At 34.7% G+C, this 17058-nt stretch carries 22 protein-coding genes; 8 read left to right on the top strand and 14 right to left on the bottom strand.

The features are described from left to right. Nucleotides 1-3: 3 nt before the first annotated feature. The 3 genes from NsoK4_RS03320 to NsoK4_RS03310 form a co-directional block, all read right to left on the bottom strand. Nucleotides 4-324: a hypothetical protein gene (locus NsoK4_RS03320; protein ID WP_249111138.1), complete on the bottom strand. Its 321-nt coding sequence runs from the start codon at nucleotides 322-324 to the stop codon at nucleotides 4-6. Nucleotides 325-403: 79 nt separating this feature from the next. Beyond that, entirely contained in the window at nucleotides 404-802 is a 399-nt protein-coding gene (locus NsoK4_RS03315; protein WP_211688093.1) for a Mov34/MPN/PAD-1 family protein, read from the bottom strand. Between the two features lie 38 nt (nucleotides 803-840). Further along, on the bottom strand, nucleotides 841-2109 hold the full coding sequence (locus NsoK4_RS03310; protein ID WP_211688091.1) for an exonuclease SbcC: 1269 nt from the start codon (nucleotides 2107-2109) through the stop codon (nucleotides 841-843). Between the two features lie 77 nt (nucleotides 2110-2186). Between NsoK4_RS03310 and NsoK4_RS03305 the strand changes: the two genes are divergently transcribed. Further along, nucleotides 2187-2648, top strand: coding sequence for an SRPBCC family protein (locus NsoK4_RS03305; RefSeq protein WP_211688089.1), 462 nt, complete (start codon nucleotides 2187-2189; stop codon nucleotides 2646-2648). A gap of 53 nt (nucleotides 2649-2701) precedes the next feature. After that, nucleotides 2702-3031, top strand: a complete 330-nt coding sequence (locus NsoK4_RS03300; protein WP_249111137.1) for a hypothetical protein — start codon at nucleotides 2702-2704, stop codon at nucleotides 3029-3031. Between the two features lie 194 nt (nucleotides 3032-3225). Here the strand turns inward: NsoK4_RS03300 and NsoK4_RS03295 are convergent, their stop codons facing one another. Genes NsoK4_RS03295 through NsoK4_RS03285 form a run of 3 tightly spaced genes read right to left on the bottom strand, consistent with a single transcriptional unit; the run spans nucleotide 3226 to nucleotide 4115 of the window. Beyond that, entirely contained in the window at nucleotides 3226-3627 is a 402-nt protein-coding gene (locus NsoK4_RS03295) for a hypothetical protein (RefSeq protein ID WP_211688087.1), read from the bottom strand. A 60-nt stretch (nucleotides 3628-3687) separates the two neighbouring features. Next, the gene (locus NsoK4_RS03290) at nucleotides 3688-3864 is read right to left on the bottom strand and encodes a hypothetical protein (protein WP_211688085.1); all 177 of its coding nucleotides are present in this window, start codon (nucleotides 3862-3864) and stop codon (nucleotides 3688-3690) included. Nucleotides 3865-3881: 17 nt separating this feature from the next. Beyond that, a complete protein-coding gene (locus NsoK4_RS03285; RefSeq protein ID WP_211688082.1) occupies nucleotides 3882-4115 on the bottom strand; it encodes an Lrp/AsnC ligand binding domain-containing protein in 234 nt (77 codons plus the stop codon). A 50-nt stretch (nucleotides 4116-4165) separates the two neighbouring features. Between NsoK4_RS03285 and NsoK4_RS03280 the strand changes: the two genes are divergently transcribed. Next, nucleotides 4166-4354, top strand: a complete 189-nt coding sequence (locus tag NsoK4_RS03280; protein ID WP_211688080.1) for a hypothetical protein — start codon at nucleotides 4166-4168, stop codon at nucleotides 4352-4354. Nucleotide 4355: 1 nt separating this feature from the next. Here the strand turns inward: NsoK4_RS03280 and NsoK4_RS03275 are convergent, their stop codons facing one another. After that, nucleotides 4356-5357 (bottom strand): NAD(+)/NADH kinase, encoded by a 1002-nt coding sequence (locus tag NsoK4_RS03275; protein ID WP_211688078.1) that lies wholly within the window; start codon nucleotides 5355-5357, stop codon nucleotides 4356-4358. Nucleotides 5358-5396: 39 nt separating this feature from the next. Beyond that, nucleotides 5397-6266: a PfkB family carbohydrate kinase gene (locus NsoK4_RS03270; RefSeq protein ID WP_211688076.1), complete on the bottom strand. Its 870-nt coding sequence runs from the start codon at nucleotides 6264-6266 to the stop codon at nucleotides 5397-5399. A 263-nt stretch (nucleotides 6267-6529) separates the two neighbouring features. Here NsoK4_RS03270 and NsoK4_RS03265 point away from each other — a divergent pair, with 263 nt between their 5' ends. Beyond that, the gene (locus NsoK4_RS03265) at nucleotides 6530-6817 is read left to right on the top strand and encodes a 30S ribosomal protein S26e (RefSeq protein ID WP_012215306.1); all 288 of its coding nucleotides are present in this window, start codon (nucleotides 6530-6532) and stop codon (nucleotides 6815-6817) included. A gap of 1 nt (nucleotide 6818) precedes the next feature. Here NsoK4_RS03265 and NsoK4_RS03260 read toward each other — a convergent pair whose 3' ends face one another. Then, on the bottom strand, nucleotides 6819-7391 hold the full coding sequence (locus NsoK4_RS03260) for a CDP-alcohol phosphatidyltransferase family protein (RefSeq protein WP_211688871.1): 573 nt from the start codon (nucleotides 7389-7391) through the stop codon (nucleotides 6819-6821). A 137-nt stretch (nucleotides 7392-7528) separates the two neighbouring features. Here NsoK4_RS03260 and NsoK4_RS03255 point away from each other — a divergent pair, with 137 nt between their 5' ends. Beyond that, nucleotides 7529-8656, top strand: coding sequence for a lipopolysaccharide assembly protein LapB (locus NsoK4_RS03255; protein WP_249111136.1), 1128 nt, complete (start codon nucleotides 7529-7531; stop codon nucleotides 8654-8656). A 238-nt stretch (nucleotides 8657-8894) separates the two neighbouring features. Here the strand turns inward: NsoK4_RS03255 and speB are convergent, their stop codons facing one another. Both speB and NsoK4_RS03245 read right to left on the bottom strand, forming a co-directional pair. Further along, a complete protein-coding gene (gene speB / locus NsoK4_RS03250) occupies nucleotides 8895-9764 on the bottom strand; it encodes an agmatinase (protein ID WP_211688074.1) in 870 nt (289 codons plus the stop codon). A gap of 3 nt (nucleotides 9765-9767) precedes the next feature. After that, nucleotides 9768-11630 (bottom strand): threonine--tRNA ligase, encoded by a 1863-nt coding sequence (locus NsoK4_RS03245; protein ID WP_211688071.1) that lies wholly within the window; start codon nucleotides 11628-11630, stop codon nucleotides 9768-9770. Nucleotides 11631-11804: 174 nt separating this feature from the next. Between NsoK4_RS03245 and NsoK4_RS03240 the strand changes: the two genes are divergently transcribed. After that, complete coding sequence (locus tag NsoK4_RS03240) at nucleotides 11805-13016, top strand: cation:proton antiporter (RefSeq protein ID WP_211688069.1); 1212 nt, start codon at nucleotides 11805-11807, stop codon at nucleotides 13014-13016. Here the strand turns inward: NsoK4_RS03240 and NsoK4_RS03235 are convergent. Genes NsoK4_RS03235 through NsoK4_RS03225 form a run of 3 tightly spaced genes read right to left on the bottom strand, consistent with a single transcriptional unit; the run spans nucleotide 13011 to nucleotide 15066 of the window. Next, entirely contained in the window at nucleotides 13011-13352 is a 342-nt protein-coding gene (locus NsoK4_RS03235) for a hypothetical protein (RefSeq protein ID WP_211688067.1), read from the bottom strand. The genes NsoK4_RS03240 and NsoK4_RS03235 overlap by 6 nt on opposite strands. Beyond that, on the bottom strand, nucleotides 13353-13694 hold the full coding sequence (locus NsoK4_RS03230; protein ID WP_249111135.1) for a rhodanese-like domain-containing protein: 342 nt from the start codon (nucleotides 13692-13694) through the stop codon (nucleotides 13353-13355). It lies immediately after the preceding gene. A 37-nt stretch (nucleotides 13695-13731) separates the two neighbouring features. Next, nucleotides 13732-15066 (bottom strand): dicarboxylate/amino acid:cation symporter, encoded by a 1335-nt coding sequence (locus NsoK4_RS03225; RefSeq protein ID WP_211688065.1) that lies wholly within the window; start codon nucleotides 15064-15066, stop codon nucleotides 13732-13734. Nucleotides 15067-15573: 507 nt separating this feature from the next. Between NsoK4_RS03225 and NsoK4_RS03220 the strand changes: the two genes are divergently transcribed. Both NsoK4_RS03220 and NsoK4_RS03215 read left to right on the top strand, forming a co-directional pair. Further along, nucleotides 15574-16224 (top strand): GNAT family N-acetyltransferase, encoded by a 651-nt coding sequence (locus NsoK4_RS03220; RefSeq protein ID WP_249111134.1) that lies wholly within the window; start codon nucleotides 15574-15576, stop codon nucleotides 16222-16224. Further along, nucleotides 16221-17021, top strand: coding sequence for an amidohydrolase family protein (locus tag NsoK4_RS03215; RefSeq protein WP_211688063.1), 801 nt, complete (start codon nucleotides 16221-16223; stop codon nucleotides 17019-17021). The genes NsoK4_RS03220 and NsoK4_RS03215 overlap by 4 nt, the downstream gene beginning before the upstream one ends. The last annotated feature ends 37 nt before the right edge of the window (nucleotides 17022-17058 follow it).

Raw genomic sequence — 17058 nt, 5'->3', positions numbered from 1 at the left:
AGATTAAAAATCAGCACGTTGCATTTTGGAACCACATCTAGGACAGGTTCCTCCTTTGTGTTTGTTATTGCAAACCAAGCAAACATAACGAACACTTCCTCCACCACTAGAGTTCATACCAAAGAATCCACCACCAGTGCCAGTACCAGAATCACCATATCCTCTCATCCTACTCATGTAGCGTCTTCTCAGCAATAGAGGAAATGCAATAAAGATTGCCAATGCAGCTCCAAGACCATATGGGAATGGCAATATCATTTGAAGACCAATACTAACGGCCAATGATGCAAATAGGAAAATCAAATACGTCTTATAATTAAACAATTCATTAAAAGTACCTTGAAAATGCATATAAAGTTTTGTCAGTATTTTTCCTATTTTTCAAAATTTTGAAAAACAATATCTAAACAATTGAAAGTTTTACAGAATTCCCTCCACTATCCCATGCAAAAATATCTTTGTCACCATAGGGGGATTTTACAATCAAAGACACTAGCCCAAAAAAGTTGTGAAGATCAGTCACCGAAGGCTCTGCAGAACCACTAGGATGTGAGTGTACAATTCCCACATAACTCATATCAAATGGCAAAAAAGAATGGGGAAATCCAGCAAAAGTAGGTCCTGTGTAATTAAAAGGAGGTATAACTAAACCATCAATCATAATATTTCCACTCTTTGATTTTCCCTTAAGGATCAAAATTCCCTCATTAGGATGCTTCATCTGACAATACGACAGAATGCTGTCTAAAACATCTCGACGTAGTGAGACTTGCCTTTCAAATTTTTTCTTCTTAAAAAGCATAATCAATCATGCAAACACAATGCTAATTAATTTTGGGACTAGATTGTAAGAGTATATTGAACACTAGAAAACTTTCTAAGTTTTGACTCAAGATTAGATATTATATGAGGTATGTTAGTTTGGATTTGTTTTATCTCATATTCAAATGTAGAAATTTTTTGCTGTGCGTCTTCTTTTTCACACATTGATTTTTCCAGATCTTTTTCTAGTTGTTCCATTTGACTTTTGTCAAAATTACGTATTTGTTCTTTAGTTTTTTCCAATCTCTGTTTATAGCCATCAACAATTGTGATGAAAGAGTCAAGCATCTCAATTGTTTCGGTAATTTGATCTTGGGATTTTTCCTGGTCTCTTACGGAAATAGAACCTGACAGTATACCTTTTCTCACATTCTCCAAAATTATTATTATCATGTCTTTATTTTCAGAGATAAGAACAGATATCGGATCCTCAAGTAATTTTGCAAGTAAATTTTTTTGTTCCTTATCTGATGAAACATACTCATATCTACCCAAAGGCCTAGAGATTTTTGTAAATTGAGTGTCAACTTGATTTTTTATTTGATGTTTTTCAGAATCGATGGATTCAAGAGAATTCAACAGTTTTTGATATCGAGCATATTCATCAGAAGACTTTATTTTATCTAAAGAACTGTTTAAAGAAATAATTTTTGTATCAATTGATTGAATGGATGATCGTAGTTCAGCGATTCGTTGTTCTTTGTGTTTAATTTCATGTTCAGAGTTATTGATTTTTTCAACAGATTCAAGTATTTCAGTGGAAAGGATTTTTGAATCATCATGATTTTTTAGTAACTGGCGTATTTCTGCAGAGTTTGAATTCATTTGAGCTAAAATCTCTTTTAATTTCTCAGCATATTTTTTTGCAAAAATATGGATAACACGAGTTTGTCGACCCAATACGTCACCGATTTTTTTCAGAGTCTGATTAAGAATAGCATCAAGTTGTTGAGCATCATCTAAATTTTTAACATCAGGAAGTTCAGAAGCATCTTTTTTGATGACATCAATTACCTGTTTTTTCCCCCTTACAACAATAATTCTAAGGTGTTTATCGATTTCATCAACATCAAGATTGTCTTTTTCTAATGTTTGACCAATTTTGATCAAATCTTTCATCAAAGGATGAATCGCATCTCTAAGAGATTTTATTTCATATAGTGTTTGAGATGTCCTACGAGACAACACATCATCAACAATTTTCGGAACATCAACTAAAGAGACTTGCTTCTGTATGGGTAATTCTGATTTTTTTTCTTGTTTCTTTTTTCCCCATCCAAACACCATTGGTATATTTTGACAATTGGGGATTAAATGTGTTAGATCACTAAAATTTAAAATCCCACAATATAAGAAAACAAACAATGGTAAAAATGTCTAAAAGATCACATCATACAGGTACTGTGAAAAAGAGCATTACAATTAATGCATCAAAAGACAAAATCTGGAGAAAAATAAGCAATATTGCAGGATTGCCTGAATGGGTTATTGACGTAAAAAAAACAATCTACCTAACTAAAAAGAAAAGTGGTGTAGGAGCAATAAGGAAGATCACATTTAACGACGGAAATACAATTGAAGAGCATGTTGTTGCATGGAAAAAGGGAGAATATTTCACATATATTGCAACTGAAGGACTGCCGCTACGTGCTTATGTTGCAACAATTTCAATAAATCCAAAATCAAAAAAATCCACACAGTTAACATGGCAATCTTATCTCAATAGCAAAAAAATGTCTGAAAATCAATTTGTGGAATTTCTTGCATTTATGGGCTCATTTTATGAAGCATCCCTTGAAAATTTAAAAGAGCAATTGGAAAAGTAGCACTAGAGGACATAATCATTAAAATGTAAATATGATATTACAGATAACAACTTGTGAGCGATACTCGTTTCATGATCATAGGAATTGCCTTGATTTTTTCAGGATTTTTGTTATTTGGAATTCTAGGAGACAGTTTTCAGATGGCAAATATTGAAATGAATGAATTTGGGGATTGTCATGATTATTCAGACGATACTGAACCAGTTCCAATCAATTGTTCATACAAAGTGTTTGATCAGACACTATTCTTTGCAGCAGTAGTTGGATTGATTATTGCAGGAATAATTTCATTAGTGAAAGCAGCTAAAGGAGACTGGGACAGCAAAGTAAAGCCAGAAGACATGGCAGGCCCCAATGATCAGAATACAGAAAAAGAAGATTAGAGTTTTTTAAAAAAATTATTTTTTTGTGATTTTACATTCTCCAATTCTTCACAGTCATCTTCTTCCATTCTTTGAAAATATACCTCTTCATACGGCATTTTGTAACATTGTCTTCTTGCAAAATTTGCATTTAACTTTAAGGAATAATTTGTACTTAATTCAGGCTCAAAACCAAAATTTTTGAGTTGTTTGAACTATTTTGATTTTTGAAATAATTCTGAGGGTGTTTCAATCAATTCTTTGAGACTTTCAAATGCTTTTCCAATCTCATCCATTCGTTCATTAAATTGTTCATCAGTTATAGAATCAGGTTTTATCAAGGTGATAATAATTTCTGACTCATCACCATTAGGAATAACCCTCATCGGAACATTCCATTTTGATTCAGAATCAACATACAAATAATCTAAAATGCCAAGCTGTTTGTTCTCATTGAATTTGAGTTTTGCAGGTCCTCGTGGAGATGTAAAATTCCACCAACCGTCTTTTGTTTTTTTAGCATCAGGTATCATTTTTGATGGTGCATTTAAAATAGCATCAAATGCCTCCCCTGTTTTTCTTTTTACTGAAAATGACAAAGTTCGGGAACGAGTCATGTCAAAATAACCACATGATAGTTAAAAAGCATATAGTAGCAGTGATTAGTAAATTACGAATTACTTGTTTAGGAATTCTTTGATTTTTTTGAGGTTGGCAATATTTGACTCATGAAACATTTCTACAGATTCTGCCATAGAGTCAGGGAGCACAGTCTTGATATTTTTGACTAGGTCATCCCCACTGGAAATCATAGTATCAATTAGTTTTTCTATCTCGTTTTTTTCTTCGGTCATTTGATCTCAAATAGAGGTTAGTTTTCTTTTCGTATAAGAGTAGAGGTTGAACGTACTTTGTCTAGTTTTTGAATATTCCAAGATACTATTTCACGTATCTTTTCAAAATTTTCTGCCTCCAACTTCACCATCATATCATGAGTACCTATAGTCTCAAATACGTCCTTGACTTGTTCTAATTCTTTTAATTTTTCAATTAGATCTGCTTCTGCACCAAGTTCACAGTTTAACAACACATACGCAATTGTCATAATCCCAGTAAACTAAATTGATTATTTCTACGTTAGGGTCCATTTTGAGGATGTTTTTAACTAATGAAAAGAAATTAGCAAATAAGGGCATGACAAGATGTAAGAAATGTGGAAAAGAATACCAGTTAGGAACAAGGAATTTTTGTTCACAGTTGTGTTATGAGGCAGATATTCAAAATAGAATCATAGAGGCCAGCATGGAAGACCCTTCACATACAAAGAGAATATCCAAAGAATAATTCACTCAATTTTAGATATTTCATAGATTTTTTGTCTTGCATCTCGGATTGAAACTTTCTTTTTCACATATCCTTTTTTGAGTAAATGGCTAAGAGCAAGTCTAACAGTCCTATCAGGCAGCAAGGTTTTGTTAGCCAAATCTTTTTGAGTCAATGCACCTTCATATTCCAAAGTTTTTAGTAATAATTTGGAGCTGGGAGGCATACTGAGTAACTCTTCTGCAAGATGAACTTTCTTTGCCAATGCAGAAATTGCAGTAGAGTCTTTTTTCAGACGAATAATTTTCGCAGGAGGTAAAAACTGTGTGCATTCAACTATTTTGTCTACCTTGTATCTATCTAGACCATCAAGCACCACTTCACAGTGCAATCTTGCAGCAATATCATCAATTTCAATAGAGCTGGTATTAGATACAATAATGGGTCTTCGTGTAACATCCAAAGAATTTACAGAAATAATTTCAAAGACATCAGAATCCTGAAAGATTACAGGTCCACCAGCAGACATAGAATATGCAGATGAGCCAATAGGAGTGGAAACGATAATTCCATCACTATTGTCATGCCAAACCTCTTCACCATTTACACGTAGTGTGTGTTCCATCAGCATTGCACTTTTTGATGAAAAAACAGCAACATCGTTTAATACAGGATAAACGTTTTTACCATCAATTTTTACGCCGAGTCTTGGAACTTCTTCAACAGTGTAATTTTGTTTTTTTAAAATATTGACAAATGATGAAAATTCACGAAGGTCAACTTGAGCTAAAAAGCCACTAGATTCACCTTCGTTTATTCCCAAAACAGGCAAAGTGGAGTCAAAAGTTCTATGAAAATAATTTCTAACGCCCTTATCACCACCTAAAACAATCACGCAATCTGCTTGTTTTGATTTTGATTTAGAGGTAATCGTAAATGATTTTATTCCAACATCTTCAAGAATTTTTTTTATTGTTTTTGCTGCAGAATCTGTCGTTCCAGAGCCATAGATGCCTATTTGCACAGAGAATCAAAAATAGGCGTACAATAAAAGGATAAAGTGCTAAATTTGCCTATATTTAACAAGATTGTAAAAGTAAGAAGCATTTATCTCAATTTGTCTCCTTCCAGGAATCTTTTGCAATCCAACTTTTTTAGTGTCAAGTGCTGCTTGTGCCGAACCACCTGCAAAACACAAAGCCCACAAAAAGTCCTTTTCTTTTAACATAGTACAACAAAAGGTTGCGCAAAAAATATCACCGATTCCAGTAGTATCGTAAACTTCCCTATTTGGAAGTTTTAAGGAATATACTTTATCTTTGACTAAAAGTGAAACATTTAGTTTGTCAGTGAATAAAACATACTCTACGCCTTTTTTCTGTAATGCCAACATTATTTCATCAGAGGTGCCATCAACAATACACTTTGCTTCTTCTGGATTAACTTTAACTGCATTTACTTTATTCAAATCAATATCAGTTTTTGCAAGAAAAACATTTTTCTGAGAATCAGTTTGTCTTAGAAATCCCTGTGGATCCACCAAAGTGAAATTAGAGTCATTTTTAATTTTAGAAAATACATCGTTTGAAATTTCATGGTAAATTGGACTTATCAAACATCCGTCTGCATCTGTCCCGTCATATTGAATCGGTTCACATTCATTTTCAAGTTTTAATGTTCTATCAGAACCAACAATACTTATGGCAAATCGCGTTGTAGGATTTTGTGATTCTGCATTACCGTATTGGATTTTGTTATCAGCAAGATATTGATGTGGAAAATCTTTGCCAAATTTTGTAAATAGATCTACATCAAATTTGAATTCACGTGCAGTTAATCCACAATAACAAGCTGCACCCCCGATTTGAGGATAATTTGAGCCTTCTAATGTTATCGAATCAATTGCACAGTGAGAGAAAACTGCTAGTTTCATTTTTTGAAATTATAGATCATGATGATTTAGTTTTTTGCATTTTTTCATCATAGCATTTTTGACATAAGATATCTCCCTTTGAAAGTATCAAATCCACATTTGATGTAAAACATCCATGACAGAGACCTCGCAATTTTCTATCATTGTAAAAGATTCGATCTAGCATTAAAACATGATTAATTTTTAGCCTAAAATTAGGCTCAAAATAGGCAAGTTTTCTTAATTATCCGCAAGAATATAAAGAGGCAAAACAATGTTTTGTCATGCCACTAAAGCGTGCAAGTAGAGGTCGAACTAAAGGCGGTAAGGGGTCATCAGGCGTTGTACAGTGTACAAACTGTGGTCAGACAGTTCCAAAAGACAAAGCAAAAAAGGTCACATCAAGACTAAATCTTGTAGAGCACACACTGGCAAAAGAATTACGGGCCCAAGGAGCATATATCGCATCACCGACGGTTCTCAAATGGTATTGTATTTCATGTGCCATACACTTTAAGATTCTAAAAATCAGATCAGCTGACAATAGAAGAAAACGTGGAAAACTACGATAGATTATTCTTTAATGTTTCTTGCAGTCACAATCATTCTTTGAATCAATGTTATTCCTGCAATAACAACTACAATAATTACAGCAAGCTCCATAAATCCAATTATTCCAATTATTGCAATTACAAGCAAACGCTCTGCACGTTCTCCAATGCCAACACCCTGTAGTTTTACATTAATTGCATCAGACTTTGCTCTGGCATAGCTAACCAACAATGATAGAGTAATTGCCAAAAATACAAGATATGGTTCAGCATAACCTCCAATCAAAATACCAAGAAATATTGCAACCTCGGCAATTTTATCAAACATTGAATCAAGATAAGAGCCTTTTTGTGAAGTTTTTCCAGTAACACGTGCTACCTGCCCATCAACCATGTCAAAGAATCCAGATACAAGCAATAACACACCACCAATAATCAGACCAAGCTCCATTCCAAGTCCATAAACAACAGCAGATGCAATTGCAAATACTAAACCAATACTTGTCCAAAAATTCGGAGAAAGACCAGTAGATGCAAATCCTCGACCAATTCTTTCCAGACTTGGTTTTAATCGATCTCGGAGGTTATTTAACACGAGTTTTTTCCCAAAACCCACGTATATAAAAAAAGCACCCAAGTTTGAGCCTAAGATTTAATCAGTTGGTTAGAAACAACAATAGATGTTTCAATAGAATTGTATTTAAGAAACGTCACATTGAGCGAGGTGACAAATTGGCACCATACTTGTTTTTAGTATTTTTGATATTTTTAATTCCGCTTGTTTATGGAGAAACTGTCGAAGTGCAAAAGTCGTGGAAAAAAGTAGAGGAATTTATGACCGAAAAAAATTACGAAGGGGCAATAATAGAACTAAACAAAATCTTGGAAACAGAGCCAGATAATATAGATGTATTAAACAAGAAAGGACAAGTTCATTTAGCAGAAGGAAAGTTTGTCAAAGCTATTCAGAGTTTTGAAAAAGCAAACAATATTGATCCGGGCAATATTGAAACGTTAAATGGGTTGGCAACATCATTGTTTAATTTAGACAGGTATGATGATGCGGTAAAAATTTTTGATCAAATATTAAAATCAGATATCAGAAACAGGGATGCATTAATTGGAAACGGAAATGTGCTATTCAAAATAGGGCAATACGAAGACGCAATATTGTTTTTTAACATCGTTCTTGAAAAAGAGCCAGATAACGTTGATGCAATGCTAGGAAAGGCAAATGCATTAAGCAAAATAAATCAGCATATGTTGGCATTAAAAATATTCAATACAATCATAGAAATAGATCCAGATAACGTTGATGCACTTAATGGTAGAGGAAAAGTGTTTTTTGAGTTAAAAGATTACGAAAGATCAAAAATAAATTATGAGCTAGCACTGGAAACAGAAACTGAAAACATAACATCATTACTAGGCCTTGCAGAATTAAATTTTAATGAACACAAGTTTATCAAAGCGCAGCAACTTTTTGACAAAGCATTAAGCATAGATCCAGATAACATTGAAGGGTTAATTGGAAAAGCATCAGTCCTTTTAGAATCAGGAAGAAGTGAAGAAGCATTACAATACTTTGATGAAGCATTAGAAGTAGATCCAGACAATTTTGATGCAGCAAGTGGAAGAAATTTAGTTTTAGAAGACAAAGTTAGTGCTTCACTAGATCTGATTTTAATAATCACCATTATCGGAAGTGTGACTTCGGTAATATCATTTATCATAGTAATTATCAAGATTAAAGAAAATGCAGAGTTGAGAGCTAAACTGTTGATCTCAGAAGAGCAAATAGAAGACATGGTTGACAAAATGATGAGAAATCTTGGAAAATCCAAGAAAGGCCCTTCTTAATAGTCTAGAGGGGTTCATCAAATATCATGCATTCTGTATGAATTGGGTCATCAACATAATGATAACAGTTTGAACATTGAAAATGAGAAGGTTGTTCACACACCATACAAGTATGCATGATTTCTAGTTCTTCGCCACAATTTCTGCATGAATCAATTCGCGTATCCATAGAAATAAGGAAAAAAATAAGGATAAAACACAAACAAGATAATTTGTGTTATGTATTTGTCAACAAGATTTAGTTTTCAGCAAGATTCATGGCAATCATAGTAGACATTATCTTTGCTGCAAGAGAAGCAGTAGCACCATTATCAAATTGAGGGTTTAGTTCAACAATATCAATACCGGTCACTTTAGCATCACTAATAGAATGAATCAAATCAAATAGTTCACGGGAAGTCATCCCTACTGCTTCAGGGTTTCCGACACCTGGAGCAAATGCAGGATCTAAGACATCAAGATCAAAACTAGTGTAAACAGTATCAAAAGAAGATAAAAATTCTTTTAGTAATTGAGGCCCCTTGCCTGCTCTAACCTGACTGTCAGAAATTGTTTTAATGTTATTTTCTTTTAGAAATTCCAATTCTTCTTTTACAAAAGCCCTTGCGCCGACATGTAAGATGCTTTCTGAACCGCGTTCTTCAACAATTCGCCTCAAATATGCAGCATGGCTGAATTTAGTATCTGCAAATTCATCACGTAAATCATAATGAGCATCAAACACAACATAACCTGTTTCTTTTGGAAAACTCATGTATGTGCCATAGGTAAGAGAATGTTCACCACCCAAAATGAAAAGTTGTCTGTTTTTTGCAACAAGTTCAGATGTTATTTTCCTAACCATTTCAAGCATTTCTTCAGAAGAAACAGTATGAGTCGTATTTCCCAAATCTTCAATATTTGCATTTTCCAAATCCACACCAAATTGTGGATGGAATATCTCAATATTGTTAAATGCATCACGAATTACATCAGGGCCAAATCTACATCCAGGTTTGTAGGAATGAGTAGAATCAAAAGGAATTCCAAAGACAGTAGCAATTGGGTCACCTTCGCCAGATGCGGTAATCAAAGGATTCCTATTCATATACAAATCAAGAAAGCTCATAATTTACACCATAATTTGTGGTCTTTTGGACAAGTACTTTGGAAGATTCAAACCAGTATATGGTTTTCCTTTAGTTTGCTTGTTTATCTCATCAACAAAATCATCAAATGACAAATCACGTACATTTCCTGTCATCCTATCACGAATTGAAAGATGCTCAGAATTTGCCTCTTTTTCACCGATTACCAAAATATAACGAACCCATTCTTTTTCAGCTTCTCGAATCCTCTTACCAATACTTTCATTTCTATCATCAATGTCTACACGAATATTTTGAGAAGATATTTTTTGTGAGAGTTGATTGCAAAAATCAAAGAATTCTTCTTTTAACGGAATAATCCTTACTTGTGTAGGGGCAAGCCACAATGGCAACTGTGGTTTTTTTCCTTCTTTGGAATCTTTGGCTGCTTTTTCTAATAATGCATAGATTATTCGTTCTATTGCACCGCTAGGAGAATTATGCAATATTATGGGGTTTTTAGTAATGTTGTTCTCATCTACAAATTCTATCCCATACCTATTTCCATTCTCTACATCTATTTGATCAGTAGAAAGTGCCGATGCCTTTCCTAGATTATCTACATAATTAAATTCCCATTTTAAAACAAAGTAAAAGAATTTCTCTTTCCACATTTCAACTAAGACTGGTTTGCCGTGTTTTTTCACTAATTCTTCAATCGAGGAATGGTTATCATTGTAAAAGTCTTCAGTAAATCTAATTGCCATTTCATAATCAGAATCTTCAATCCCTAGATTTTTTAGAACATCACGAGACAAGTCAAAACGAACTTTAATTTCATCAATGGCCTGATTCAAATCTTTACAGAAGGCATGACAATCAGGCATGGTAAATGCACGTAGTCTTCTCAAACCCACGAGTTCACCAGATTGTTCACGTCTAAAGCTGTAGCGAGTTAGCTCATAGAGCCGATATGGCAAATTCTTGTAAGACATTTGGAATTCATTTGCCATTAGAAATTGCCCAAAGCAAGCAGCAAACCTCAAGAAGAGTTTCTTCCCTTCAGAGTCAATATTGTATTGCCTAGCAGGGAATCGGTTAAAGTAACTAACCATACTCGGATGGTGAGAGTCATACATAATCGGGGTTTCAACCTCATATCCACCATATTCTTTTACTCTATCAGTGACATATCTTTCAATTAGGGATTTAATCAAACGACCATTTGGGAAAAATCTCATGTTACCAGAATCTGATGCAGGTTCATAATCAGCAATAGCCATCTTTTTCATCAATGCAACATGAGGTGGAGGTTCATCAACACTTCGTTTTTTTGCAGATTCATATTTTGCAAGAATTTCTAGTTTCTTATGCTTGGCAAAATTAAATTCTGAAACATCAGTCATTGTTCCATCAGGGGATAAAATTTTCCAGTATGATTTTATTTTAGATTCTCCTTTTAGTGCTTCAGAAGTAATCTCTTTTTCTTTTCCATCACCAGATTCCTTTGTGATTACTTTGGAGCTTTCAGCTAGAGGGTGGCCTTTTACCTGAACATTGTAAGACTTGGTCCATCCGAAAGGAGAATGAGACACGTCAAGGTCAGATGCGGCAGATTCCATCTCCTTTAGTAAAGCCATAGCAATTGAGGGGGCTGCCAAATTTGAGCTTAGGTGGGCATATGGATATAGCAATAATTTTTTGCAGCCGATTTTTTCCATAGAATTTTTAATTTGTGATATTGCATCTTGGGCAACAGACGAATCATCCCCATCTTCAATGGCCACAAATGCAACTACAATTTCTTCTAGTTTTTTTGTTTCAGGTACAATGTCTTCAGCACTTTTGATTTCTTTTTTTGTAGGGGTGTACTCTATGCTGTCACAGTGAAGTTGTAATATTCGCACAGTTTGAAACTCGATTAATAATTGAATTAAATCTTTGGCTGCTTATTGAGGGATTTTTACGTAGATCAGGCATATAGCCTGCAGGGTTTTAAGCCAAACTACGACCATGATCAAGAATATCACACATGTAAATAGAGATTAACGTTTTTTTGTAATGAATACAAGTTAACAAAAATGGTGTCAGATTTTGATGTAGTACCCACAATCATAGGGGTACTGTTTTTGGTCATTCCCGCACTACTTTTAGGAAAGTTATGTACACGTCTAAAAATTCCAGAAATTATAGGATTTGTTGCAGCAGGGATTATTTTAGGCCCCACTGCATTAGGCGGAGTAATACCAATTTTTGGAAAACCCATAGTAGAACTAAATGCAATGATGATGGGATTGTGGCAAATTTCCGGAATCATAATTTTGTTTTCAGCGGGACTTCATTTCACATTTCATGATTTGATCAAGGCAGGACCAAAATCTGCAATAATCGGAATATGCGGAGTAGTAATCCCACTTGTTTTGGGATATTTCGTTTCAATTTGGATGGGACTTGAATGGACAGTTGCAATAATTGTTGGGACAACGATGAGTGCAACAAGTATTGCAATTTCAGTTGTCATTTTAGAAGAGATAGGAAAAGAGAAATCAAAGGAAGGTAACATCCTGGTAAACGCAGCAGTACTAGATGATGTGTTAGGGCTTGCAATTCTTTCGGCAATAATATCTTTGATAACATTAAAAACAATTCCAACAATTGAATCTGTAATCTTTACAACAGTTACAGAAATAGGATTTTGGTTTTTGATTTTGCTTGCCGCAGTGTATTTACTACCAAAGATTGTTCATGCAGTAGCTCAAACTTCGCCAAGAACACTTGAAGCAAGAGCTACAAAACAAGGAGTGGCTTTAGGGTCAGCGTTTGGTTTGGCAGCTATTGCTGCAAGTGTAGGACTCAATCCAATCGTAGGAGCATTTGCGGCAGGAATGGGTCTAGCAGGCTCAAAACTTGCCATACAAGTAAGAGGGTTTGTAGACAGACTCAAGATTATCGTTGCGCCGTTATTTTTTGCGTTAATCGGTGCACATGTAGACGTTTCACTGATACCATCCATCAACTGGATATTATTTGGAGTGATTTTGGCAGTAGGCGTATTTTCCAAGATTGCAGGATGCGGAATTCCAGCAGCTGTGTTATTGAGGAGTAAGCAAAGCGGATTACGAATAGGGTACGGAATGATCCCAAGAGGAGAAGTAGCATTTATCGTAGCAGGAATTGGACTTACATTTAGCGTTATTTCAGACGAGATTTATTCTACAATTATTTTTGTCATAATGGCAACAATATTCATAGCCCCTATCCTAGTCAGAAATTCATTCAAATCAGAATCATGAGTTTTCAAGGTGTTCTTTTAGAGAAATCAGGGCACGTAAAATCAAACCAGACACACCCAAATTAGAAACCAAAAAAGTGACGGTTCTGTTTAGCGCATCCTCTCCACGAAATCCTTCATCGTAAAGCATCTCGATTGTCCCCTTGTCAGTTTCAACAAACGAAGTTATTAGAGAATAAGGCCCTAGTTTATCGTTATTTTTTTCAACATAGTGTCGCAATTCAACTTTTTTAACAGTGAAACCTTCTTGCTTGAAATCCCCTGATGAAAAAAGTACTTTGACTGCATCAGGCATTTTATCTATTCTGCTAGGGTTATGTAAGTCGATTATGTTCATCTACGGATAACCAGTTCCAACATAAGATACGTTTGTGCAATAAAGTCCAAGGGTCCAATTCCTCATACCTCCAATCAAATAATACGTATCAAAACCGTGTGAACGTAATGCAGATGCCATCTCTTTTGCTTGTTTTTCATCATAACTCACCAAAACAACTTTAGAGGTTTGCGAGACATCTAGTAGTTTTTCTTCATCAAATTTGGCAAGAAGGGATTTTTTTATGTGGCCTTTTGCAAAGTCTTCTTTCTTTCTTAAATCACAGATTGTGACTTTAGGATTGGTCTTTAACAAATCAGACAATTGGAATTCTGTTAAACCAAATGAATTTTCCTCAGACATCAGATACATCGTGGTAAAACAAATGACGGTTTAAAGTTTAATCAGACGCAGGTTTTTTGACCTCTGGAAGGTCTTTATCTTTAGTTCGCCTATCAAAGAAAAGACACGCAGTCAAATCCCCAGTTACATTGACCATGGTCCTAGTCATATCCAAAACTCTGTCAACACCAAGCAAAAGCACAACACCAACAGGAGGCACCCCAGCGGCAATCAAGATAGTAGACAAAATAACAATTCCAGTTCCAGGTGCAGAAGGAGCACCTATGGATGCTGCAAGGGCAGTCAAGGAAATGAGAATGATGGTAGTAAAACCCAAATTGATATCAAATAATTGTGCCAAAAAAAAGACAGCGATGATCTGATACAAGGCGGTCCCATCCATGTTAATTGTGGCTCCAAGCGGAATTACAAATTGAGATACTTTTGGCTTGACATTCATCTTTTCTTCAGCTGTTTTGATAGATACGGGCATCACAGCTGCAGAACTAGATGTTGAAAATGCTAGCAGTTGTGGTTCTTTCATTATTGCAAGTGTAGATGACAAAGGTCGTTTTGCAAGAAATTTGATAATGATTATGTAGACTAACATCATGATAAACAACCCTACAACCACAGTTACCATATAAGCTCCTAGTCCAGTTAGTGCAGACAGTCCAACTTTTGATGTAATCCCCGCCATCAAACCAAATGCGGCAAACGGCGCCAAACGCATGGCCCATGATACCACCTTCATGGTGATGTTTTGGACAGACTCCAGTAAGTCAAGAATAGGTTTTGAGCTTTTAGAAGGCAAAGTGATCATAGAGACACCAACGATCAACGCAAAGACAATGATGCTCATCATCTCTCCAGACATGAATGATGCCAGAGGGTTGCTAGGAATTATCCCAACAATGCTTTGCGGAATATCATGTAGTGAAAGTTCGGTGTGTTCGATAACCTCAACATCCTGCAAATCAAAGCTTTCTCTAATAAGTTCACTATCAATAAAGTTTCCAGGGGCAATTGTTGTCGCAACAGTGATTCCAATTGTTAAGGCAATAGCAGTGGTAATAACAAAATAAATTGCAACACCAAGGCCAAGTTTTTGTAATTGTTCTAGACTACCTGAGGAAGTAAGACCGCGAATAATAGATGCAAAAATAAGGGGAACAATAATCATTTGAATCACCTTTAGAAAGAGATTGGCAGGTATGGATAACCAATCAGTCACTAGTTCAGCTGTTTCTTTTTCAACAAATCCTGCCTCTGGACCCAAGACAACACCCAGAACAAGTCCTAAAAACAAGGCAAGGATTACTTGTGCCCACAGTTTTTTTTTGACTAGATAGGTGATCTGAGGGATAGGATGTTTGAAAGAAACGATATCCATAGTAAGAATATTTTAATTTACAGACTATATTACAACATTTCTGATTCTCATTCATGGTTCTAAACTTTATCAAAACTAGAACTCTAAAAATCAAAAAATATACAAAATTGCTATTTTAGATACAAAACTTACAAGGTGTAAAATTCTTTGACTTTGCATTATCCAAAGAATCAGGTGTAAAGTACATCTTATTTTTAATTTGAATCTCATAGACATTACATTCAGGTTTCATATTTGCCAAATGATGTACAATCATAGTTGACAAATCTCCCAGATATCCAGCCAATCTGTTTTGCTGTGTCCATAGGTATCCTAAAAGGATTTCATTTTAAAAACAAAGATCTAAGATTGGATATGCACTAAGTTAAAATATCGAATTCACACATAAATAAGAATTCCAAGAGGTAACAAATACGATAAAAATAATTTTATCAACGTTGAGGAAAAAAATAAAACAAAAAAGTATCAAGTTTGATCCTGAATTAACAAATAATTTCAAGTGAAAGTATGTCAAGTAAAACTCGTGAAAGCACCGTAAAAATTCGCACTATGACCTTAGACGACATTCCATACATTGTAGAATTACAAAAAGCATCATTTCCCCAAATGGCAGCAGAAGGAGTATACTGGAAACCAGAACAACTAAAAGAACACCTCAAAATATTTCCTGAAGGGCAATTTGTTGCAGAATACCACGGAAAAATCATAGGCTCATGCAGTAGCTTGATTGTAAAATTTGAACCAGAATACAAAGAACACACATGGATACAAGCATGTGGAAATAGCAAGTTCAAGAACCACAATCCTAAAGGAGATTCTCTTTATGGAGCAGATGTATCAACACATCCAGATTATAGAAGATTAGGAGTTGCAACAAAATTGTACAATGCAAGAAAAGATCTTGCCATAAAATTGAATTTGCGAAGAATTATTGCTGGTGGTAGAATCTTTAATTATTGTAATTTTGCAAAAGATCTTTCACCAACAGAATATGTAAAAAAAGTCAAACGTAGAGAGATAAAAGAACCAGTGTTATCATTTCAACTTAGAAATGGCTTTAAATTTATCAAAATTCTTCCCAACTATTTGAAAGATCCCAGATCATTAAACTATGCAACTTTTATTGAATGGAAAAATCCACGTTTTATAGAGAAATGATCATTGATTGTCACGTGCATGTAAATCAATACGAATTGCTTCAAAACATTCCCACATTAGAGGAAAGACTAGAGATGCTCCAAACAGAAATGATAAGCAATAATGTAGATTATGCCATAATTTTATCATCATACAAAGTAAATTCAGAAAGGCCATCAACAAAACAAATCATTGATTCCATAAAAAAATATGATAACCTAGGCGTTGCTGCTGGCGTAACAATCGACAATCACACTGATGAGGATTTTAGAAACTATAGAAAATGGATCAAGGATGGGAAAATCAAAGCACTGAAAATATACTCAGGGTATGAACATTATTACCCATATGATGAACGTTATCAGAGAGTCTATGACACATGTATCGAATTTGGTATTCCAGTAATGTTTCATACAGGTGATACGTATTCTGAAAAAGGAAAATTACGCTTTGCAAGACCATTAAATCTTGACGAAGTAGCTGTAGACAATCCCGAATTAAAAATGGTAATGTGTCATCTAGGAAATCCATGGATTCAAGATGCACAAGAAGTTATTTACAAAAACAAAAATGTTTTTGCAGATGTTTCAGGATTAGTAGTAGGTTCTTTTGATCACTTTTTTGAGAAGATGATCAAAGAAAAAGTTGCAGAATTGATAAATTATGCAGGAGAACCAAAATACTTGCTCTACGGAACAGACTGGCCAATAAGCAGTATGGATTCATACCTTAACTTTGTTGCAAAATTAAAAATCAAAAAAGAATACCGCGACAGATTTATGTACAAAAATGCAAAAGAATTATTCAAAATTTCCTAGTGTATGACAATGTATAGAAAAAGCAAGTATACAGATT

The sequence above is a fragment of the Nitrosopumilus sp. K4 genome, assembly GCF_018128925.1.
In the GTDB taxonomy this organism is placed as follows: Archaea; Thermoproteota; Nitrososphaeria; order Nitrososphaerales; family Nitrosopumilaceae; genus HKST03.
The sequence above is the reverse complement of the archived record's forward strand: the minus strand, read 5'-3'. Positions and strand labels throughout refer to the sequence as shown.